The sequence below is a fragment of the Streptomyces sp. V4I8 genome (assembly GCF_041261225.1).
Lineage (GTDB): Bacteria > Actinomycetota > Actinomycetes > Streptomycetales > Streptomycetaceae > Streptomyces.
Genome location: NZ_JBGCCN010000001.1, coordinates 6816033 through 6836713, shown reverse-complemented (window position 1 = coordinate 6836713; position 20681 = coordinate 6816033). Strand labels below are relative to the sequence as shown.

The following is a 20681-nucleotide window of genomic DNA, read 5'->3' as shown; positions in this document are numbered from 1 at the left end:
CCCAAGCACCCAGACGGCGTCTGGGCCTCCCGCCCCGCCCCGACCTATCGTTCGGTCCATGACGACATCAGCCGCCTCGGAAGCCGTCCACGAACTCGCCCAGGTCAACATCGCCCGCCTCAGAGCCCCGCTGGACTCCCCGCAGTTGAAGGACTTCGTCGACAACCTCGACCCCGTCAACGCCGACGCCGAGGCGGCCGACGGTTTCGTCTGGAGGCTGAAGAGCGACGACAACAACGCCACGGACGTGAGCGTCTTCGGCGACGAGTGGCTGATCATCAACCTGACGGTGTGGCGCGACACCAACACGCTGACCGCGTACATGTACCAGGGCCGCCACCGCGAGATGCTGGCCCGCCGCCGCGAGTGGTTCGAACGCGTACGGGAGGCGATGACAGCGCTGTGGTGGGTCCCCGAGGGCCACCGCCCGACGGTCGCGGAGGCGGAGTCCCGCCTTCTCCACCTCCGCACGAACGGCCCGACGCCCTACGCCTTCACCCTGCGCACGTCGTTCCCGCCCCAGGGGGCGGAGCCGGGGTTCGGTGAGGTCCCGAACGGACTGGGCTGCCCGGCCTAGGCCTCCCCCGCCCCCGCCTCAATGGCCTCCCCCACCTCGGCCACCCGTTCCCGCTCCTCGACCTCGAACCGCTCCGCGTCCAACCGCTCGGCGATCTCCTCGTCCTGCGCCATCAGCAGATCGAGATTGGAGTCCCCCATCTCGAACACCCCCATGTCCACATAGGCCTGCTGAAGGCGCTGTCCCCACAGCCCGATGTCCTTCACACAGGGGACGATGCGAGAGAAGAGCAGCCGCCGGAACAACTGCAGGAACTCCGACCGCTCACTGATCCGCTCAGCCTCGGCCTTCGGAATACCGAAGTTCTCCAGGACCTCGACACCCCGCAGCCGGTCCCGCATCAGATAGCAGCCCTCGATGACGAACTCCTCACGCTCACGAAGCTCGGCATCGCTCAACTGCTTGTAGTAGTCCCTCAGCGCCATCCGCCCGAAGGCCACGTGCCGGGCCTCGTCCTGCATCACATACGCCAGGATCTGCTTGGGCAGCGGCTTGTCGGTGGTGTCCCGGATCATGCCGAAGGCGGCCAGCGCGAGACCTTCGATCAACACCTGCATACCGAGATACGGCATGTCCCACCGGCTGTCCCGCAGGGTGTCCCCCAGCAAGGCCTGCAGATTGTCGTTGATCGGATAGACCATCCCGATCTTCTCGTGCAGCGTGCCGCGCCTCGTCCATCGTCTGGGTCGCCGAATAGAACTTCGCGTCCATGTCGGGCACCGACTCCACGATCCGCGCCGCACAGATCATCGCGCCCTGCTCGCCGTGCAGGAACTGGCTGAACTGCCAGGAGGCGTAGTGCTTCCGCAACTCGCCCTTCTCCCGCTCGCTCATCTTCGCCCAGTACGGCGTCCCATAGAGCGCCATCGCCTCCTCCGGCGTACCGAGCGCGTCGCACGGATCGACCTCGAGATCCCAGTCGATCCTCAGCTGCCCGTCCCACTGCTTGTCCTTGCCCTTCTGGTACAGGGCCAGAAGCCGCTCGCGGCCGTCGTCGTACTCCCAGCTGAAACGGGCCGCACCGGCCGCCGGCACCCGCCACTGAGGGTCCCCGGGGTCCTTGGCGTACAGGTCGTATGTCGGCATGCTCCGCAGGCTCACACGCGGTAGACGCCGGGTCAACAAGTCCCGCACAGGGGATTGACGGTCTTGCTGACAAGCAGTCTCATAAGAATCGGACGACGTACCCCCGGGTAACAGAGGTGAGGGACCGATGACGACCCTGACGGAAGCGGACGCGCTCGACGGACTGCGCGACGCACTCGGCCTGCTCAAGGACCGCGAACAGGTGGCCGAACGCCTCCTCGCCTCTTCCGCCAAGCACTCCTTCGACCCCGACAAGGAACTGGACTGGGACGCGCCCTTCGAGGAGGGCAAGTGGTTCTGGCCCCCGGAGCTGGTCTCGCTCTACGACACGCCCCTGTGGAAGCGCATGAGCGAGGAACAGCGCATCCTCCTCTCCCAGCACGAGGCGGCCGCCCTCGCCTCCCTGGGCATCTGGTTCGAGATCATCCTCATGCAGCTCCTGGTCCGCCACATCTACGACAAATCAGCGACCAGTGCCCACGTCCGCTACGCCCTCACCGAGATCGAGGACGAGTGCCGCCACTCCAAGATGTTCGCCCGTCTGATCTCCCACGGCGACACGCCCTGGTACCCCGTCAGCCGCGCACACCAGCACCTCGGCCGCCTCTTCAAGACGATCTCCACCACCCCCGGCTCCTTCACCGCCACCCTCCTCGGCGAGGAAGTCCTCGACTGGATGCAGCGCCTGACCTTCCCCGACGAACGTGTCCAGCCCCTGGTCCGCGGCGTCACCCGTATCCACGTCATCGAAGAGGCCCGCCACGTCCGCTACGCCCGCGAGGAACTCCGCCGCCAGATGGTGACGGCCCCGAAGTGGTCCCAGGAGTTCACCCGCGTCACCTCCGGCGAGTTCGCCCGCGTCTTCTCCGTGGCCTTCGTGAACCCCGAGGTGTACACGAACGTAGGCCTCGACAAGCGGGAGGCCATGGCCCAGGTGAAGGCGAGCGGGCACCGGCGGGAGGTCATGCAGACGGGGGCGAAGAAACTGACGGACTTCCTGGACGACATCGGGGTGCTGCGGGGAGTGGGGCGCCGGCTGTGGAGGTCGTCGGGCCTGCTGGCGTGAGGGGGGGCTGAGCTCGAGGTCGGGACGCTCGCCCGCGCCGGCGAGGTGCCGCCTTCGTGGGGACGGGCGCCGCCCCAGCGGCACGACTGCCCGCAGCTGAGCCAACCCAGGGGCGCGGGGAACTGCGCGACCAGCCACGACGGGCCCGCGCGACCAGCCACGACGGGCCCGCAGTCGCCAAATCCCCGCACTCCCCACGGCGACTAGGCTTCATCCCATGTCCGCCGCCCCCGCCTACCGCCGCCTCAGCGTCGAGGAGCGACGTAGTCAGCTCCTCGACGCCGCGCTGCAACTGTTCGCCCACCGCGCCCCCGAGGACGTGTCCCTGGACGACGTGGCAGAGGCAGCCGGCGTCTCCCGCCCCCTGGTGTACCGCTACTTCCCCGGCGGCAAGCAACAGCTCTACGAGGCCGCCCTCCGCTCGGCCGCCGAGGAGCTCCAGCAGTGCTTCGACGAACCCCTCGAGGGCCCCCTCCTCCCCCGCCTCTCCCGCGCCCTGGACCGCTACCTCACCTTCGTCGACGAACACGACGCCGGTTTCAGCGCCCTCCTCCAGGGCGGCAGCGTCGTGGAGACCTCCCGCACGACCGCCATCGTCGACGGCGTACGCCGCGCCGCGGCCGAGCACATCCTCAGCCACCTCCAGGTCACCGACCCGGGCCTCCACCTCCGCATGACCGTGCGCATGTGGATCACCGCGGTCGAGGCGGCCTCCCTGATCTGGCTCGACGAGGGCAAGCAGCCCCCCGTGGCGGAACTACGGGACTGGCTGGTCGACCAGTTCGTCGCCGTACTCTCCGTCACCGCGAACCGGGATCCCCAGACCGCCGCCCTGGCCGAGCAGCTCGCGGCGGATGGCTGACACTGGTGCCGTGAAGAGCGAAGACACCCCCTTCGAGGGCGGCCCCATGGACGGCCGTGTCCTGCCCGTACTCCTGGGCATGACAGGCCACCCGCCCAAGACGTACCGCATCCCCGTCCCCGACCCGCAGGGCGGCCCACCCACGGTCCTCGTCTACCGCCGCGTCCCGCGCACACCGGGCACCCGCGTGGGCCTCTCCCACCGCTGGAAGTACGAGTACGCCCCCGAGGGCGAGCCGAGCCGCCGACTGAACTGGCCCTGGTCCAAGCCAGACACCACGCCGCAGGGCAAGCCACACGACACGAACGAGTGACGGGGCTCCGCCACCCCGCGCACACCTACCGCGCGAACAGGCCGTTCCCGGCTAAGGCTCGCGATGCGGAGCAGAGATCCTTCTCCGCACCGGAGGTGATGATGTGTCAGGAAGGCTTCTCCGTCTGACATGTACGACGGCGGCCGCGACGGCAGCGGCCATTTTCGCAGCCACTTCAGCGCCGGCACCCGTGATGGCGGCTCCCGCCCCGGCCCCCGACCCACGGAAGCAGTCCGAGCGCTCCGACCACTCCAAGCGGTCCGCCCGCTCCACGGCAAGCCTCCTGACGGACCTCCAGCGCCTCTACCGGAAGACCGAACAGGCCACGGAGACCTACAACGCCACCGCGGAGAAGCTCAGGAAACAGCGCACCGAGGTGGCCCGTCTGGACGCCGCCCTGGCCCGCGCCCGCGCCTCCCTGCACGACAGTCGAGGCGCGGCCGGCCGCCTGGCCCGCCAGCAGTACCAGAACACCACGGACATCTCCCCGTACGTACGCCTGCTCCTGGCCCGCGACCCCCAGCACGCCCTGGACCAGGGCCATGTCATCGGCCTGCTGGCACGCGAGCGCGCGGAAGCGGTCGGCCGGCTGACCGGCACGGAACGGAAGGCCGACGAGCTGGCCCACAAGGCCCGCAAGGCCCTCGACGCACAACTCGCCCTGGCCGAACGCCAGAAGAAGGACAGGGACACCGTGAAGAAGCGCCTCAAGAAGGTCGAAGAACTCCTGGCATCCCTGACCGCCGCCCAGCTCACGGCCCTCGCCGAATTCGAGAGGACCGACACCGCCAAGGCCCAGCGGGCCTTCATGGCATCCGGCGCCCTGGCCAAGGAGGACCACAAACCGTCCTCCGAGGCGAACCGAGCGATCCGCTACGCCAGAAAGCAGCTGGGAAAGCCGTACAAGTGGGGCGCGGAGGGCCCCAAGGCCTACGACTGCTCAGGCCTGACGTCCGAGGCCTGGGCCCACGCCGGCACCCCGATCCCCCGCACGAGCCAGGAGCAGTGGGCGAGGCTCGACCGCATCCCGCTGACCAAGCTGCGCCCGGGCGACCTGGTCATCTACTTCCCGGACGCCACGCACGTGGCCCTGTACGTCGGCAAGGGCAAGGTGATCCAGGCCCCGCGCCCCGGCGAGAAGATCAAGGTCTCGCCGATCGCGTCGAACCCGGTCCTGGGAGCCGTACGCCCGGAGACACGCCCGGACGTACGCCGGAAAGCGAAGCGCTAGGTCAGACCCCGGAAACCTCGGCGAGATACGCCCCGGTCTTCTCCAGGTCGTAGAAGAAGTTCTCGAAGTCGGCAGGGTTGTCGAATCCGTTGGCGAACCGGTCGGCCACCGGCGGCAGCTGCCCGGCCGCGCCGATGAGGTTGAGGATGTGCTCCGGCGGCGGCGCCAGCATGGCGTTCGTCCACTTGGTCACGTGCTGGGCGGTGGCCCAGTACCGGTCGAACGTGGCGCGCATCCAGGCCTCGTCGAACTCCTTGTCCCCGTGCTCGACGATCGAGGCGAGGTAGGCGGCCGCGCACTTGGACGCCGAGTTGGAGCCCTGCCCGGTGATCGGGTCGTTCGCCACGACGACGTCCGCGACACCCAGCACGAGCCCGCCGCCGGGGAGCCGCCCGACGGGGTTACGAACGGTGGGCGCATACCGCCCGCTCAGCACACCGCCGGCGTCCGTGAGCTCGACCTTGGTGGCCCGCGCGTACTCCCAGGGGAGGTACTTCTCCATGAGTTCCAGGGTCAGGGAGAGGTGTTCCGCCGGGTCCTTCACGCCGTCGAAGACGTCGAGCGGGCCGCCGGGTATGCCCTCCCAGAACAGGATGTCCGCGCGCCCGGAGGTGGTCAGGGTGGGCATGACGAACAGCTCGCCGACGCCGGGGACGAGGTTGCAGCGGACGGCCTCCTGGTCCGGGTGCTCCGGACGCGGGCCGAGGCCGTGGACGTACGACACGGCCAGTGCGCGCTGCGGCTCGCTGTACGGGGACCGCTCCGCGTCCCGCCCGAACATCTGGACGAGTTCGCCCTTGCCCGCCGACACCAGGACCAGGTCGTACGTACGGGAGAAGTAGTCGAGGTCGCCGACCGCCGCGCCATGGATGACCAGCTGGCCGCCGCGCTGGGCGAACGTCTCCATCCAGCCGGCCATCTTCACCCGCTGGTCGACCGACTGCGCGAACCCGTCGAGGTGCCCGACCCAGTCGATCGCCCGCGCCGCCGGGCCCTCGCTCCACGAGCCGGGGGCCGCCACCGAGACGCCGAGTCCTTCGATCTTCGGGGCCTGGGACTCCCAGAAGTTCAGCTGGAGATCGCGTTCGTGCTGGAGTGCCGTGTGGAACATGCACTGCGTGGACATGACCCGGCCGGAGCGGATCTCGTCCGCCGTCCGGTTGGACATCAGGGTGACCTCGTACCCGTGCGACTGGAGTCCGAGGGCGATCTGGAGTCCGGACTGGCCGGCTCCGACGACGAGTATCTTCCGCATCCGGGGCTGTTCTCCTACTTCGGGGATCTACTCGGGTGTTTCGTCGAGCGCGTGACCGACGAGGCTCAGGAGGGTCTCGATCACCGTGATCCGGCGGCGCGCATCCATGATCATTACAGGTATGTGCGCCGGGATCGTCAATGCCTCCCGCACATCCTCCGGTTCGAACAGCTCGCTGTCGTCGAAGTGGTTGACCGCGACGACGTACGGCAGCCCGCAGCTCTCGAAGTAGTCCAGCGCGGGGAAGCAGTCCTTCAGCCGCCGGGTGTCGGCCAGGACGACCGCGCCGATCGCGCCGCGCACCAGGTCGTCCCACATGAACCAGAACCGCTGCTGGCCCGGCGTGCCGAACAGGTAGAGCACCAGGTCGTCGTCGAGCGTGATGCGGCCGTAGTCCATGGCCACGGTGGTGGTCAGCTTGCCGGGCGTCGAGGTGAGGTCGTCGGTGCCCTCACTCGCCTCGGTCATCAGCGCCTCGGTCTGCAAAGGCGTGATCTCCGAGACGGCGGCGACCAACGTGGTCTTGCCGACGCCGAACCCGCCCGCCACGACTATCTTCGTGGCGATGGGGGCCCGGGTGCGGTCCGTCTGCCAAGGCTGTTCGGGCCCCTCTTCGGCGAGGAGCGGGGAGACACCGCGAGCGGCGTCAGAGACGACGGAGTCCACTCAGCACCCTTTCCAGCAGTGCGCGTTCCGGACGGCCCGTGCCGTGGCCGGTTCCCGTGCCGTACACCCGGATCTTTCCCTGGTCCGCGAGGTCGCTGAGGAGCACGCGGACCACACCGAGCGGCATCTTCAGCAGCGCGGCGATCTCGGCCACCGTACGCATACGGCGGCACAGTTCGACGATGGCCCGCATCTCCGGCATGACCCGGGTGGTGAGGGAACCATTCGTCAGTTCCTTGCGCTCCTCCGCCGCCTCCAGCGCCGCCGTGCTGCTGACGAACGTCTCGACGAGGAGGACGTGGCCGAAACGGGTACGGCCGCCGGTGAGCGAGTAGGGGCGCACGCGGGCGGGCTTGCTGTCGCCGCCGCGGACGGGGAGCTGGGGCCTGTTGTGCGGGGCGTTGCTCATCGGGTACTCCCTGCCGAGGCGGCCTCCAGCGACTTCCGTAGCTCGCTGCGGAGTTCAGGGGTGAGGACATGGCCGGCGCGGCCGACGAAGAGCGCCATGTGGTAGGCCACCACGCTCATGTCGCAGTCCGCTGAGCCGTGCACGCCGAGCAGCGACCCGTCGCTGATGGACATCACGAAGAGGCTGCCCTCGTCCATCGCGACCATCGTGTGCTTCACGCCGCCGAACTGCATCAGCTTGGCGGCGCCGATGGTGAGGCTGCCGATGCCGGAGACGATGGTGGCCAGGTCGGCGGAGGAGCCGCGCGGGCCGGTGGGCTTGCCGGTCCTCGCCTCCCGGGCCTCCGCGTTTCGGGCATGGTCCGAGGAGAGCAGGAGCAACCCGTCGGAGGAGACCACCGCGACTGACTGGATGCCCGGCACCTCCTCGACCAGATTCGTCAACAACCAGTGCAGGTTGCGGGCTTCACTGCTCAGTCCGAAGGTACTGGGCGCGGTCAACTGCTTGCCTCCTCGACTGTGCCCCCCGTGGCTGCTTCGGATTCTGCTGTCGGGGCCTTGTGCTGGCCCGTGTGTTCGGCGATCTCCGCCTGTACGTCGCGGTGTCCCGCCTCCGCTCCCCTGCGGAAACCGCCGAGTCTCCTGCGGAGGGCTTCGGCGTCGACGGTGCCGGTCCGCTGGCGCGGGGCCTGGGCGGGGGCGGTGATCTTCGGGGTGCGTTTGGGGAGGCCCTTGTCGGTGAGGGGGTCCTCCGGTGCGTCCGGGACGCGTTCGTGTTCCGCCTCGGCTTCGCCTTCGGCGGGGATTTCATTCCCACCCGGACCACCCGTGCGGGCATCGTCGTCGGGTGCGGGTGGCCCCAGTGGGGCGTCCTCGCCATCGGCGGCCGCAGGTCGTTCGTCGGTTCCCGGTTCGCGGCCCGTGTGTTCGGCGGCGGACTCCGCGGTCGCGGGCTCGGCGACCCCCGGACCGGCACCACTCGGACCGTCAGCCGTCGGGCCGTCAGCCGTCGGCATACCGGGCGTCGGCTGGGTCGGGATCAGGAGTTCCATCGTGGTCTCGGCAGGGTGCTCGCGCTCCTGCTCGGACTCGGGGGCTGCCGGCCGGCTGTCCTCCGCCGTCTCCCGTACGGCCTTCTCCGCCAGGGCGACCAGGGGGTCGGTGCCCTTCGTGCGGGCGTGCAGGACGTTGGAGTTGGCCTCCGCGTCGGCGCCGGGGAGGGAGAAGGCGGGGGCGCCGGTGGGGTGCGGTGAGTCCGCGGGGACCGCGGCCGCAGGGGCGGCGGCCAGGAGGCCCTTGGGCAGGACCGCGACCGCCGCGATACCGCCCTGCTTCTGCTCGCGGAGCTGGACGCGGACGCCGTGTCGGTGGGCGAGTCGGGCCACGACGTACAGGCCGAGGCCCAGGCCGTCGTCGCCCTCCTGGTCGTAGGTGTTCTCGGGATCGAAGTCGGCGAGGCGGGAGTTGAGGCGGGTCAGGCGATCGCTCGTCATCGCGATGCCCTCGTCCTGGACGGAGAGCATGACCTCGCCGCTCTCCAGGAGCCAGGCGGAGACCTCGACGGGCAGGTCGGGCGGGGAGAACGAGGTCGCGTTCTCCATCAGCTCGGCCAGCAGGTGGGAGAGGTCGTCGGCCGCGAAGCCCGCGACGTGCGCGTGGGGCGGGAGCGCGGCGATGCGGACCCGCTCGTACCGCTCGATCTCGCTGACCGCCGCACGGACGACGTCGACGAGCGGGACCGGTCCGGCGTGCTGCTGGACGTGCTCGGTGCCGGCCAGGACGAGGAGGTTCTCGCTGTGCCGGCGCATGACCGTGGCGAAGTGGTCGAGCTTGAAGAGCGTGGCGAGGCGCTCGGGGTCCTGCTCGCGCTCCTCCAGGCCCTCGATGACGGCGAGTTGGCGTTCGACGAGGCCGAGGGTGCGCAGGGAGAGGTTGACGAAGGTGTTGCCGATGCTGTCGCGCAACCGCTCCAACTGGGCGGCGGACTCGGCGAGTTCGGTGCGCAGCTCCTCGCGCGCGTCGGCCATCTTCTGCCGCTGCCCGACCAGGTGCTTGCGGTCGGACTCCAGGGTGGTGATGCGCTCGTGCAGGGCGACGGTGTGCGCGTGCAGGGCGTTGACGGAGTTGACGACCTGGGCGAACTCGTCCTTGCGGCCGTTGAACTTGACGGGCTCCTCGGCCATCGGGTCCTCGGCCTGGGCCAGCCGGGCGGAGCCGAGGCGCAGGACGGCGAGGGGCCGGGTGAGGCTGCGGGCCATGCCCGTGGCGACACCCACGGCGAGCAGCATCAGGGCGCCGAGGATCGCGATACGGATCTCCAGCGCGGTGACGTCGTCGTCGCGCAGCTGCTCCAGGGCCTTGGTGCGGCGGTCGTAGAGGGCGGACTCCACGCCGCGCATCAGGTCGACACGGGCGGAGAGGGCGGCCTCGGCGCGCTTGGTGTCGGTGGCCAGGTCGCGGTCGGAGAGCGTGGCCTGGTCGGTGAGGGCGGCCAGATAGCGGTCGGCGGTGTTGACGTCGTGGCCGGTGACCGTGGAGTCGTACGAGGTGCGCGCGGTCTTCGGCGCGGTGTCCTGGAAGTCGGCGAGGGCGGCGTCCGAGCGCAGCCGGGCCTGCTGGGCGGCGGCGCTGAGGGCGGCGCGCTGCTTGGCGTCGGCGTCCGAGGAGGTCTTACGGGTGCTCGCGATGCCGGTGATCGGGTCGATGACGGTCTCGGTGGTGGTCGGCACGCTGAGCGCGGCGAGCAGCAGCCCCCGGGCGGCGGCGGACTGCTGCACGGCGGAGTCCAGTTCGGCGAGCGCGTGGGCGCCGGAACCCGCGCGGGGCGGCATCTGCTCGGCCAGGCGCTCGGCGAGCCGGTGGAGTTCGGTGATGGCGGCCGAGTAGGCGGTGTGCGCTTCCAGCGCGGTGCTCTTGCCGGTGAGCGCGCCCCTGCGCAGGGCCGCGATGCCGTCGAGGTCGGCGCGCAGCGAGGCGGGGGTGTCGGTGTCGGCGCGCAGTTCCTCGACCTGTCGGTCGACGCGGACGCTGCGCTGCTCGCTGGGCGCCTTGGACTTGGCGCGGCCGGCGGCGATGTACGAGGTGACCTCGTCGCGCTCGTCGGCGAGGGAGTGGGCGAGGGTGAGCGCGTCCTCGGTCTGCTCGGCGAGGGTCACCAGCTCCTGGGAGTCCTGCAATTGCCCGGAGGCGGCGACGACCGAGGGGACGCCGGCCCCGGCGATGGCGGCGGCCACGACGGCCACGGCGACGATCAGCCGGTTGCGTACGTGTGTCGGACGCCCCTTGCCGGCGGGTGCGGCGTCGCCGGTGGTGCCGGTCGGGGCACCGGGAGCGGGCTGCGCGCCCCCTGTGGGGGGCGTCTGCTTGCCTGAGCGACGTGGCCGCATCTTCTGCACCGGTGCTCGCATTCCTGACTCGTGATACCCATGGGTCCGGATGACGCTCCGTCAATTACCGCTGACCTCGCGTACACCCCTCCCCCAAGCTCTCGACGTTGCTCGAGCAGGGGGTGTCCTCACCGGTCCCCGACCCTCCCAGTGCCGGTGGGCGACGGCCGCGCATCACCTGACCCGCCACCCGAAGGAGTGAACCCCGGAGGAGAGTTGGCGGGCAAGTTCCTCCGGCCTGTGCACCCGCCTTGCCCGGCAGGCCGGTTGGACGTCTGCGGCGGGCGGTGGCAGTATTCGCCGCCACGCCTTCCCGGAGTTATTCATTCCACCCCAAATCAGACGCCTGACCTGCGCGACCGCACCCATTCGGCAGGCGATGCGACCCCTTCGCGAACCTTGTGAAGGGCTCGTGCAGACTGGCCGGATGCGAACAGAGCTTGTTTCGGAGCCCGGCGATCCGGTCCGCCCCAACGAGGACTTCGCGAGCGTCGGCCTTCCCGCCTCGGGACAGGGTGGCGTCCTGGTGGTCCTGGACGGGGTGACCCCACCGAGGGGAGAGACGGGCTGTCTGCATTCCGTCCCCTGGTTCACCGCGCGGCTCGGCGGAGCCCTGACCGAACTGACCGTTTCACTCCCCGATGTTCCCCTCGCCGACGCGCTGAGTGACGCCCTCACGCGTACCGCCGAGGCTCACGCGCAAATCTGTGACCTTTCTCACCCACGCACCCCACAGGCAACGGTGGTTCTGGCCCGCTGGTCGACGGAGACGGTGGAGTACCTGATCCTCTCCGACTCGGCCCTTCTGCTGGAGTCGCCCGACGGCAGGATCACCCCGTACCTGGACGACCGCCTGGCCCGCCTCCCACGCGCCTCCCTGGCCACGGACGCCCTGATCGACGCCCACATCCGCAACAAGGAGGGCGGCTTCTTCACGGCAGCCGCGGATCCGTCGGTGGCGGCGCGGGCGGTGACGGGGGTGCTGCCACGCGCGGAGGTCCGGGCCCTGGCGGCGCTGACGGACGGGGCGACGCGCTGGGTGGAGAAGTTTCGGGAGGGTGACTGGGGGGACTGCTTCACCTTCGTACGCAAGGAGGGGGCGCGGGGGCTGGTGGACCGGGTGCGGACGCTGGAGCGGGCCGACGCGGAGGAGCGGACGTGTCTGGGGCGGAGCAAGACGCACGACGACGCGACGGTGGTGTACGTGGAGCTGTGACAACTGCCCCTGCCGGAAGCGGTGTTCACGTACTACCGTCGCAGGCGGTGCAGTTCACTGGGGCGGAGGGGACAGGAACATGAGCGCAACGTCGGGGGCTGTTCGTGTGCTGACGTGGGTGGCGGCTGTCGTGTGTGCGGCAGGTGCCGTCGCGTTGCCGCTGGTGGCCGTGCTCGTGGATCTGGACACTGCCGACCGCACGGCGAGTGTGCTCGGGGCGATCGCGAGCCTGGCGGGGCTGCTGGTGGCGGTGGTCGCCCTGGCTCGATCCGGCGGAGGTGACCACCGTGTCATCCGGGTCCGGGGACGGAACGCCATCGGTGTCCACGGCGCGGTCGTGGGCAACGCCTTCGGCGCCAACAGCAAGGTGTCGGGACCCCGCACCGGTACCACGCCGGGGCCGGCCGGGACTTCCGCGAGCGAGATGTCCGTGCGCGGCGAGAACGCCTTCGGCGCCGAAGGTGACGTCGTCGGCAACGCCTTCGGCGAGGGCAGCGAGGTCGACGGGCGGTGACCCTGTTCTCATGGCTCAAGCGCCGAACTCGCGCCACCGGGGTGGTCGCCCCTGCCGACGACGACCCGCGACCGGGACGCCTCGACGTCCGCGGCGAAGGCGCCGTCGGCTCGGGACGCGACATGGTCGGCAACGCGATCGGCCCGCACAGCACCGTGACGTACATCCAGCAGCTGGTGCAGCAGTTCGGCACCGTCGACGCGGATGATGTGCCGCTGGAACCGGCCGACGTCGAAGCGGCTGTCAGCGACTACGCGACGCAGGTGCGTCGACTCTACGGACGGCTCGATCTGGAGGTGCTGATACCGACCGGGGAAGGTGACAACCATCCGCCCGTGGAGCTGCGCGAGGTCTTCGTGCCACCGCTCCTGCGTGCCGACCCGCCGCAACCGGATCTCCCGCCCGAACTCCACAAACGGCTGATCGCCTCGGGTGAGCTCCCGCCGGAGGAAGATCTCCCACCGGGGGTCAAGAAGGACTCCTTGGAGCGCCTGCGGCAGGCGTACCTGGACCGCCCGCCCGCGCCGCTCCTGGACGTCGTCACGGATCCACCGTCGAAACGGCTGGTCCTGCTGGGCGATCCGGGAGCGGGCAAGTCCACGCTGGGCCGCTACCTGGCGCTCGGGCTGACGTCGACCACCCCACCGAAACCCCTGGCCGCACTGGCCGGCTGGCTGCCGCTGGTCGTGGAACTGCGCAAGTACGCCGAGGCGCAGTGGCGGGATCGAACCTTCGAGGACTTCCTGGACCATCTGCACCGCATGGAGCGCATGTCCGTACCCCGCGGTGTGCTGGAGGCCTGCCTGCAGGGCGGTCGGGTGCTGATGATCTTCGACGGTCTGGACGAGCTGTTCGACCCCGCGGTGCGCGAGGAGGTGTGCCGCCGCATCGTCGGCTTCTCGGGGCACTACGAGAACGTCCGGATCGTGGTGACCTCACGGGTCATCGGCTACAAGGCAGCCGTCCTGGACGGGGCGGGCTTCGAGCACTACATGATCCAGGACCTGACCGAGCAGCAGATCGGCCAGTTCGCCAAGCGGTGGTACGACACCGTGTGCCAGGACGATCCCGCACGGAGCGGACGCCTGTGCAAGCGGATCACCGCGGCCGTGGCCCACTCACGACCGGTGCGGGAACTCGCCGGGAATCCGCTGCTGCTGACCATCCTCGCCGTCATCGGTCGACGACAGGAGCTCCCGCGTGACCGGCAGGGAGTGTACGAGCACGCGGTGAGCGTTCTGATCGCCCGCTGGGACCAGGAGACCAAGCACCTCAAGCCGACGCAGGACGTCGAGGCGTTGCGATACCTGGACGACAAGGACCGGTACGACCTGCTGCGGCTGCTGGCCCGCCGTATGCAGGACGGCGAGGGCGGAATCGCGGGCAACCACATCCACGGCCCCGAGCTCGAGGCGACCTTCCAGCGCTATCTCCAGGAGATTCTCGGACTGCCGATGGCAGAGGCCCTCGCGGCAGCGCGGGAGATGAAACGGCAGTTCCAGGAACGGAACTTCATCCTGAGCCGCTTCGGCGGCGAAGTCTACGGCTTCGTGCACCGCGCGTTCCTCGAGTATCTGGCCGCGACCGACATCGCCCACCGGTATGCCGCCCGCGAGTGGAACGAGGAGGAGCTGATCGATCAGGTCTTCGTCCGCCGCGCGCCGGACCCGAACTGGCACGAGGTTCTCCTCCTGTTGGTCGGGCTGATCGAGGAGATCCGGGCCGAAGACGCCGCCCGGGCGATCGACGCGCTGCTCGCGCTGCACAAACGGTCAGGCGCACCCGCCGTGGGGACGTTGGTGCTCGCGGTCCGGGCGTTGGCGGAAATACGCAAGATCGGCCGCTTCGGTCCGCAGAGCAAGGCCGTGGTGGACTGCCTGATCAACTCCCTCGAAGACGCCGTCCAGCCAGTGGGGGATGTGGCCGCCGCCCTGCCGGCGCTGTCCACGTTCTCCCCGCACTGGATCGGCCGCCCACGCTATCTGCGCTGGTTCCACATACGTGGGCAGTTCGATGTCGGGGGCGCCACGGCAGCCGAGCTCGCCTGCACCCTCTACCACGAGCCCGAGACTCCGGCTCTCCTGGCGCGGCACGCCTGGCATGGGGAGACTCGAAGTGCGGCACTGCGCCTGCTCGCCGACCGCTGGGCGGACCGCCCCCACACGCATTCCCTCATCCTCGACCGCGCCGTCGAGGACCCCGATACGGATGTTCGGGCCACCGCTCTGAGCGTGCTGACCGAGCACTGGGCCGCCGAACCGGACACTCGCTCCTTCATCCGGAACCGCGTGGTCGATGACAGCAGCGACGAGGTCCGCGCTGCCGCACTCAGGACGTTGGTGGAGGCCTGGCCCGACGCGGAGGCCGGGTCACTGCTCCGCGAGCTTCTCGACGGCGACTCCGATGCCGCTGTTCCGCACACCGCGCTGCGGCTGCTGACGGAGCACGGGACGGCGGACGCCGACCTCGACTCGCTTGTCCACGCCGCCGCCGTGCAGAGCGGCGCCGGAGAGATGCGCGCGCTGGCCCTCAGATTCCTCGCCGACCACCGGGCGAACAGGCCCGACACCTACGCGCTCATGGCCGACCGCGTCACCGAGGACCCGGAGGACGACGTGCGCGGTATCGCCGTCGGCTATCTGGCCGAGCATGCCAGGGACAGAGCCGATACATATGGCAGGGTCCACGACCGCGCAGTCAACGACCAGGACTGGGTAACCCGTGACGACGCGCTGGAGTATCTCTTCGAGTACTGGCCCGACAGACCGGAGACCCGCGCGTTGATGTACGAACGCGCGGTCGAGGACGATCACTACTACCCGCGTCGCACCGCGCTCACGTTCGTCACCACACGCTGGCTCCAGGAACCGGGCACCCGCGAACTCGTCGTGGCCCGCGCTGTGAAGGACAGTGACGACAGCGTGCGCTCCAGCGCACTGGACCTGCTGGCGACACACTGGCCAGAGGATCCGCGCACATATGAGATCGTGCGCGACCGGGCCGCCAACGACGAGGCGATGTTCGTCCAGGAGAGGGCGCTGGGCCTGCTGACCCAGCACTGGCCCGATCAGCCCGACACGCTGTCCCTGGTGCGAGCGGCCTGCGTCGACGGCTCGGCCGAGTACCCGCGCGGCAGCATCATGCGACTGCTCGCCCAGCGCTACCGGGACGCCCCCGGCACCCACCAGCTGATCCTCCGCCAAGCCGTCGACGGGAGCACTTCGGGAAACCGCAATACCGCACTCAGCCTGCTCGCCGAGCGCTGGCGGGACGAGCCCGACACCCACCGGCTGATCCTCGACCGCGCCACCAACGACGACGGCGCGCCGGTCCGCCGAGCTGCGCTCGCCCTGCTCGCCGAGCACTGGCGGCAGGCACCCGACACCCACCCGCTGATCCTCCGCAGCGCCACGGACGACCCCCATGAAGATGTCCGGCGCCTCGCGATGGACCTGCTCAACGACCACTGGTCCACCGAGCCCGGCTTCGCCGAACTCGTCCGCGAGCGCGCCTGCCACGACCCCTCACCGGAGCTGCGACGCCCGGCGCTCCAGTGGTGCGCCTGGGAAGAGCCCACCGATAGCACCGTCGGCCTCGTGAGGGATCGGCTGACGAACGACGCCTCCCCCCAGGTGCGTATCGCGGCGGCCCGCATCCTCGCCTTCGCCTGGCCCGGGCACAGCGGCACGATCACACTGCTCGCCGAACGGGCCCGGTCCGACCATGACGAGGAGGCCCGTCAGGAGGCGGCTCGGGCACTGCAGGCCGCCGAAGCGCTCGTCCCCATCCAGGACAGACTGCCCTGATCAGCACCGCGGCGCGGAGCCGGAGAACCGTCACGAGAGGTCAACCGTCCATCCCCCGGTTCAGCTGATTCAGCAACCGAGCCAGCTCCGCCACCTCGCGCCGGTCCCAGTTCGACATCTGCTCGACGTACCGGCCCCGCCTCGCCTCTCGCACCTTGGCGACCCGACGCCGCCCCACCTCGGTCAGCTGCACCAGCCACGCCCGCCCGTCGGCCGGGTCGGGCTCGCGGGCGACCAGGCCCAGGTTCTCCAGGGCGCGCAGCTGGCGGGACATGGTGGCCTTGCCGACTCCGATGTACGCGGCCAGTTCCGTGGCCCGCTGGGCGCCGGCGTCATCCAGACGGACGAGCAGCCCGTACGCCGCCGACTCCAGGTCCGGATGGACCTCGCGGGCCATCTCGCCCTGCTTGGCCCGGGCGCGTCGGAACAGGACCGTCAACTCGCGCTCCAGATCGAGGAATTCGGGCCGGCCCGGACGACCGCCGGACGCTCCCCCGGAGGGGGCACCCCCCGACTCGGCTCGCCGCTCGTCCCCGTTTCCGTCTTCCCGCACGTCAGCCCCTGCCTCGAAGTTCCCGGTCCTGAAAGTTTCCGCCGACCGCCGTCACTGCCGCAGCTCCGTCAGTATTTCGCAGGCTTAGACCAACGGCAGCCTCCGGACCCCTTCCACCTGCTCTTCCGCGTGCCCACTCCCCATCAGGCGCGTCGATGGCATGCCCACGCCATGGCCACGGTTGTCGCGGCTCGCGCTTCCCCAACGAGCGTCACCGAGCCCGCGGAGGCACGCTATGCCCGTGCACAGACCCGAAACTCCCCGCCCCCGGCGCCCGCACCTCGCCGGGCTCCTGCTCGCCGCCGTCCTCTCCCTCGTACTCGCCACCCAACCCGCACCCGCCTCCGCCGACGACACCCCGCCCGTCGAGGACATCCCGCCCCGCGGCTCCGCCCACATGGGCATGGGTGTCCTGGCCCATGACGGCACGGACGGCGTCCCCACCGCTGACCTGGCCGCCGAGACGGAAGGCGTGGACGTCTCCAGCCACCAAGGGAACGTCGCCTGGTCGACGCTGTGGGACAGCGGGGTGAAGTGGGCCTATGTGAAGGCCACCGAGGGGACCTACTACACCAACCCCTACTTCGCCCAGCAGTACGACGGCTCCTACGGCGTCGGCATGATCCGCGGCGCCTACCACTTCGCCACCCCGGACACCACCAATGGCGCAACCCAGGCCGACTACTTCGTCGACCACGGCGGCGGCTGGTCCCGCGACGGCAAGACCCTGCCGGGCGCCCTCGACATCGAGTGGAACCCGTACGGCGACGCCTGCTACGGCAAGACCCCGGCCGCGATGGTCACCTGGATCCGCGACTTCCTGAACCGGTACAAGGCCCGCACCGGCCGCGACCCCGTCATCTACACGGCCACCAGCTGGTGGAAGCAGTGCACCGGCAACCACAGCGGCTTCGCCTCCGCCAACCCACTGTGGATCGCCCGCTACGCCTCGGCCGTGGGCGAGCTCCCGGCGGGCTGGAGTTACTACACCGCCTGGCAGTACACGTCCTCCGGCCCGACCGTCGGCGACCACAACCGCTTCAACGGGACGCTCGACAGAGTCGTGGCGCTCGCCAACGGCTGATGCGGCGAAGGCCCGGGCCTCCCTCACGGGAACCCGGGCCTTCCCTGTCCGGTCGCGTCCGTCACGCCGCGATCGGAACCTCCGGCGACGCGCCGGCGGTGGCCGGCGACAGGGCCAGTTCCAGGACCTGGCGGACGTCGGTCACGGCGTGGACGTCGAGCTTGTCCAGCACCTCGGCCGGGACGTCGTCCAGGTCGGGCTCGTTGCGCTTGGGGACGATGACGGTCGTGACGCCGGCCCGGTGGGCCGCCAGCAGCTTCTGCTTCACGCCGCCGATGGGCAGGACCCGGCCGGTCAGGGAGACCTCGCCCGTCATCGCCACGTCGGTGCGGACCAGGCGGCCCGACAGCAGCGAGGCCAGCGCCGTGGTCATCGTGATGCCCGCGCTCGGGCCGTCCTTCGGCACCGCGCCCGCCGGGAAGTGGATGTGCACGCCCCGGTCCTTCAGGTCGGCGACGGGCAGCTCCAGTTCGGCACCGTGCGAGCGGAGGAAGGACAGGGCGATCTGTGCGCTCTCCTTCATCACGTCACCCAGTTGGCCCGTCAGGGTCAGGCCCGCCGCGCCCGTCTCCGGATCGGCCAGCGACGCCTCCACGAACAGCACGTCACCGCCCGCGCCCGTCACCGCCAGGCCGGTCGCCACGCCCGGCACGGCCGTACGGCGCTCCGCCGGGTCCTGGGCGGACTCGGGCACATGGTGCGGCCGGCCGATCAGGGCGCGCAGGTCACCGTCCGTGATGGTGAACGGCAGCTTCCGCTCGCCCAGTTCGTGCTGGGCCGCGACCTTGCGCAGGAGCCGCGCGATCGAGCGTTCCAGGGTGCGGACGCCCGCCTCTCGCGTGTACTCGCCGGCGAGCTTGCGCAGCGCGCTCTCGTCGAGCGTCACCTCGTCCTTCGCCAGTCCCGCCCGCTCCAGCTGGCGCGGGAGCAGGTGGTCGCGGGCGATGACGACCTTCTCGTCCTCGGTGTAGCCGTCGAGGCGGACCAGCTCCATACGGTCGAGCAGGGCCTCCGGGATGGCTTCCAGGACGTTGGCGGTGGCTAGGAAGACGACGTCCGACAGGTCCAGTTCCACTTCCAGGTAGTGGTCGCGGAAGGTGTGGTTCTGCGCCGGGTCAAGGACCTCGAGGAGGGCCGCCGCCGGGTCGCCCCGGAAATCGGACCCCACCTTGTCGATCTCGTCGAGGAGGACGACCGGGTTCATCGAACCGGCCTCCTTGATCGCGCGCACGATCCGGCCGGGCAGCGCACCGACGTACGTACGGCGGTGGCCGCGGATCTCGGCCTCGTCGCGGACACCGCCGAGGGCGACCCGGACGAACTTCCGGCCCATGGCGTGCGCCACGGACTCGCCGAGCGAGGTCTTGCCGACGCCGGGCGGGCCCACCAGCGCCAGCACGGCACCGCCACGCCGGCCGCCGACGACACCCAGGCCGCGGTCGTTACGGCGCTTGCGCACCGCGAGGTACTCGGTGATGCGCTCCTTCACGTCCTCCAGGCCGGCGTGCTCGGCGTCCAGCACGCCCTTGGCGCCCTGGATGTCGTACGCGTCCTCGGTCCGCTCGTTCCAGGGGAGTTCGAGGACGGTGTCGAGCCATGTCCGGATCCACGACCCCTCGGGCGACTGGTCGCTGGACCGCTCCAGCTTGTCGACCTCCTTGAGCGCCGCCTCGCGGACCTTCTGCGGCAGGTCGGCGGCCTCCACCCGGGCCCGGTAGTCGTCGGACTCCTCCCCGTCCTGCTCACCGTTCAGCTCGCGCAGTTCCTTGCGGACCGCCTCCAGCTGACGCCGCAGCAGGAACTCGCGCTGCTGCTTGTCGACGCCTTCCTGGACGTCCTTGGCGATGGTCTCGGCGACGTCCTGCTCGGCGAGGTGGTCGCGCAGTTGCTGGGTCGCGAGCTTGAGGCGGGTGAGCGGGTCGGCGGTCTCCAGGAGCTCCACCTTCTGCTCGGTGGTCAGGAAGGGCGAGTAACCGGAGTTGTCGGCGAGGGCGGACACGTCGTCGATGGCCTGGACGCGGTCGACGACCTGCCAGGCACCGCGCTTGCGCAGCCAGGCGGTGGCGAGGGCCTTGTACTCCTTCACCAGTTCGGCGACCTGTCCGGGCAGCGGCTCGGGCACGCTCTCGTCGACCCGCGCCCCTCGACCCAGAGTGCGGCGCCCGGTCCGGTCGTCCCGGCGCCGATCCTCACGCGACCTCGGCCGCGGATCAGGGCGCCCGGGTCGCCGTCGGCCAGCCGGCCGACCTGCTCGATGGTGCCGAGCACACCGGTGCTCGCGTACGTCCCCTCGATGCGCGGCACCAGGAGCACCCGTGGCTTTCCCGGCTCCGAACGGGCGGCCGCTTGGGCGGCCTCCACCGCGGCGCGTACATCGGCGTCGTTCAAGTCCAGCGGGACCACCATCCCGGGCAGCACGACCTCGTCGTCGAGCGGCAGCACGGGCAGGGTGAGCGGTGTGGACGTCGAAGCCATGATCTCCCCTTAGGCAGTCAAGTTGAGTTATGCCGACTCAATGCACGGGGAGGCTCGAATGTTCCCAGGCCCTCGTTCGCTGTGAGCGATCAGTGGCCGTACACCCGGTGACCTCGGCTTTCGTGAATAAACGGTTGCCGGGCCTGGATCCTTCCCCCACCGTCTCCCCGTGGCAGAGACAGA

15 protein-coding genes and 2 pseudogenes are annotated in these 20681 nt (G+C 70.2%); 9 read left to right on the top strand and 8 right to left on the bottom strand.

Annotated elements, in window-relative coordinates; all coding sequences use genetic code 11:
* Positions 1-58 precede the first annotated feature (58 nt).
* Entirely contained in the window at positions 59-577 is a 519-nt protein-coding gene (locus tag ABIE67_RS31195) for a DUF3291 domain-containing protein (RefSeq protein ID WP_370264712.1), read from the top strand.
* Here ABIE67_RS31195 and ABIE67_RS31190 read toward each other — a convergent pair.
* Positions 574-1663: pseudogene (locus ABIE67_RS31190) on the bottom strand (ferritin-like domain-containing protein). The gene ABIE67_RS31195 and the pseudogene ABIE67_RS31190 sit on opposite strands and share 4 nt — an antisense overlap.
* Before the next feature lie 127 nt (positions 1664-1790).
* On the opposite strand from ABIE67_RS31190, the gene ABIE67_RS31185 reads away from it, so the two are divergent.
* From ABIE67_RS31185 to ABIE67_RS31170, 4 genes are all read left to right on the top strand, one after another.
* Positions 1791-2729, top strand: a complete 939-nt coding sequence (locus tag ABIE67_RS31185) for a diiron oxygenase (RefSeq protein WP_370264711.1) — start codon at positions 1791-1793, stop codon at positions 2727-2729.
* 217 nt (positions 2730-2946) lie between these two features.
* A complete protein-coding gene (locus ABIE67_RS31180) occupies positions 2947-3591 on the top strand; it encodes a TetR/AcrR family transcriptional regulator (RefSeq protein WP_370264710.1) in 645 nt (214 codons plus the stop codon).
* Positions 3584-3904, top strand: a complete 321-nt coding sequence (locus ABIE67_RS31175; protein WP_370264709.1) for a hypothetical protein — start codon at positions 3584-3586, stop codon at positions 3902-3904. The genes ABIE67_RS31180 and ABIE67_RS31175 overlap by 8 nt, the downstream gene beginning before the upstream one ends.
* Positions 3905-4007: 103 nt before the next feature.
* Entirely contained in the window at positions 4008-5135 is a 1128-nt protein-coding gene (locus ABIE67_RS31170; protein WP_370264708.1) for a C40 family peptidase, read from the top strand.
* Between the two features lies 1 nt (position 5136).
* Here ABIE67_RS31170 and ABIE67_RS31165 read toward each other — a convergent pair whose 3' ends face one another.
* From ABIE67_RS31165 to ABIE67_RS31145, 5 genes are read right to left on the bottom strand one after another with little or no spacing between them, the layout of a single operon-like run.
* Positions 5137-6390 (bottom strand): styrene monooxygenase/indole monooxygenase family protein, encoded by a 1254-nt coding sequence (locus tag ABIE67_RS31165; protein WP_370264707.1) that lies wholly within the window; start codon positions 6388-6390, stop codon positions 5137-5139.
* 27 nt (positions 6391-6417) lie between these two features.
* On the bottom strand, positions 6418-7056 hold the full coding sequence (locus ABIE67_RS31160; protein ID WP_370264706.1) for an ATP/GTP-binding protein: 639 nt from the start codon (positions 7054-7056) through the stop codon (positions 6418-6420).
* Positions 7037-7465 carry a DUF742 domain-containing protein gene (locus ABIE67_RS31155; protein WP_370264705.1) on the bottom strand — a complete coding sequence of 143 codons (429 nt, stop codon included), beginning with the start codon at positions 7463-7465 and terminating at the stop codon, positions 7037-7039. Before ABIE67_RS31155 ends, ABIE67_RS31160 begins: the two co-directional genes overlap by 20 nt.
* Positions 7462-7965 carry a roadblock/LC7 domain-containing protein gene (locus ABIE67_RS31150; RefSeq protein WP_370264704.1) on the bottom strand — a complete coding sequence of 168 codons (504 nt, stop codon included), beginning with the start codon at positions 7963-7965 and terminating at the stop codon, positions 7462-7464. Before ABIE67_RS31150 ends, ABIE67_RS31155 begins: the two co-directional genes overlap by 4 nt.
* Positions 7962-10871, bottom strand: a complete 2910-nt coding sequence (locus tag ABIE67_RS31145) for a nitrate- and nitrite sensing domain-containing protein (protein WP_370264703.1) — start codon at positions 10869-10871, stop codon at positions 7962-7964. The genes ABIE67_RS31150 and ABIE67_RS31145 overlap by 4 nt, the downstream gene beginning before the upstream one ends.
* Before the next feature lie 406 nt (positions 10872-11277).
* Between ABIE67_RS31145 and ABIE67_RS31140 the strand changes: the two genes are divergently transcribed.
* The 3 genes from ABIE67_RS31140 to ABIE67_RS31130 all read left to right on the top strand — a co-directional run bounded on the left by ABIE67_RS31140 (position 11278) and on the right by ABIE67_RS31130 (position 16386).
* The gene (locus tag ABIE67_RS31140) at positions 11278-12066 is read left to right on the top strand and encodes a protein phosphatase 2C domain-containing protein (protein ID WP_370264702.1); all 789 of its coding nucleotides are present in this window, start codon (positions 11278-11280) and stop codon (positions 12064-12066) included.
* A 79-nt stretch (positions 12067-12145) separates the two neighbouring features.
* The gene (locus ABIE67_RS31135; protein ID WP_370264701.1) at positions 12146-12580 is read left to right on the top strand and encodes a hypothetical protein; all 435 of its coding nucleotides are present in this window, start codon (positions 12146-12148) and stop codon (positions 12578-12580) included.
* Positions 12577-16386 (top strand): HEAT repeat domain-containing protein, encoded by a 3810-nt coding sequence (locus ABIE67_RS31130; protein ID WP_370264700.1) that lies wholly within the window; start codon positions 12577-12579, stop codon positions 16384-16386. Before ABIE67_RS31135 ends, ABIE67_RS31130 begins: the two co-directional genes overlap by 4 nt.
* A 40-nt stretch (positions 16387-16426) precedes the next feature.
* On the opposite strand, the gene ABIE67_RS31125 is transcribed toward ABIE67_RS31130, so the two are convergent.
* Positions 16427-16939: a MarR family winged helix-turn-helix transcriptional regulator gene (locus tag ABIE67_RS31125; RefSeq protein WP_370264699.1), complete on the bottom strand. Its 513-nt coding sequence runs from the start codon at positions 16937-16939 to the stop codon at positions 16427-16429.
* A gap of 235 nt (positions 16940-17174) precedes the next feature.
* On the opposite strand from ABIE67_RS31125, the gene ABIE67_RS31120 reads away from it, so the two are divergent.
* Positions 17175-18023: a lysozyme gene (locus ABIE67_RS31120; RefSeq protein ID WP_370264698.1), complete on the top strand. Its 849-nt coding sequence runs from the start codon at positions 17175-17177 to the stop codon at positions 18021-18023.
* A 61-nt stretch (positions 18024-18084) separates the two neighbouring features.
* Here the strand turns inward: ABIE67_RS31120 and lon are convergent.
* A pseudogene (gene lon / locus ABIE67_RS31115) lies at positions 18085-20498 on the bottom strand (endopeptidase La).
* Positions 20499-20681: the final 183 nt, after the last annotated feature.

Bases quoted from the DNA above. Each gene is read 5' to 3' on its own strand.
- ABIE67_RS31195 (WP_370264712.1), top strand. From the start codon at position 59: ATGACGACATCAGCCGCCTCGGAAGCCGTCCACGAACTCGCCCAGGTC.
- ABIE67_RS31185 (WP_370264711.1), top strand. From the start codon at position 1,791: ATGACGACCCTGACGGAAGCGGACGCGCTCGACGGACTGCGCGACGCA.
- ABIE67_RS31180 (WP_370264710.1), top strand. From the start codon at position 2,947: ATGTCCGCCGCCCCCGCCTACCGCCGCCTCAGCGTCGAGGAGCGACGT.
- ABIE67_RS31175 (WP_370264709.1), top strand. From the start codon at position 3,584: ATGGCTGACACTGGTGCCGTGAAGAGCGAAGACACCCCCTTCGAGGGC.
- ABIE67_RS31165 (WP_370264707.1), bottom strand. From the start codon at position 6,390: ATGCGGAAGATACTCGTCGTCGGAGCCGGCCAGTCCGGACTCCAGATC.
- ABIE67_RS31155 (WP_370264705.1), bottom strand. From the start codon at position 7,465: ATGAGCAACGCCCCGCACAACAGGCCCCAGCTCCCCGTCCGCGGCGGC.
- ABIE67_RS31145 (WP_370264703.1), bottom strand. From the start codon at position 10,871: ATGCGAGCACCGGTGCAGAAGATGCGGCCACGTCGCTCAGGCAAGCAG.
- ABIE67_RS31140 (WP_370264702.1), top strand. From the start codon at position 11,278: ATGCGAACAGAGCTTGTTTCGGAGCCCGGCGATCCGGTCCGCCCCAAC.
- ABIE67_RS31135 (WP_370264701.1), top strand. From the start codon at position 12,146: ATGAGCGCAACGTCGGGGGCTGTTCGTGTGCTGACGTGGGTGGCGGCT.
- ABIE67_RS31120 (WP_370264698.1), top strand. From the start codon at position 17,175: ATGCCCGTGCACAGACCCGAAACTCCCCGCCCCCGGCGCCCGCACCTC.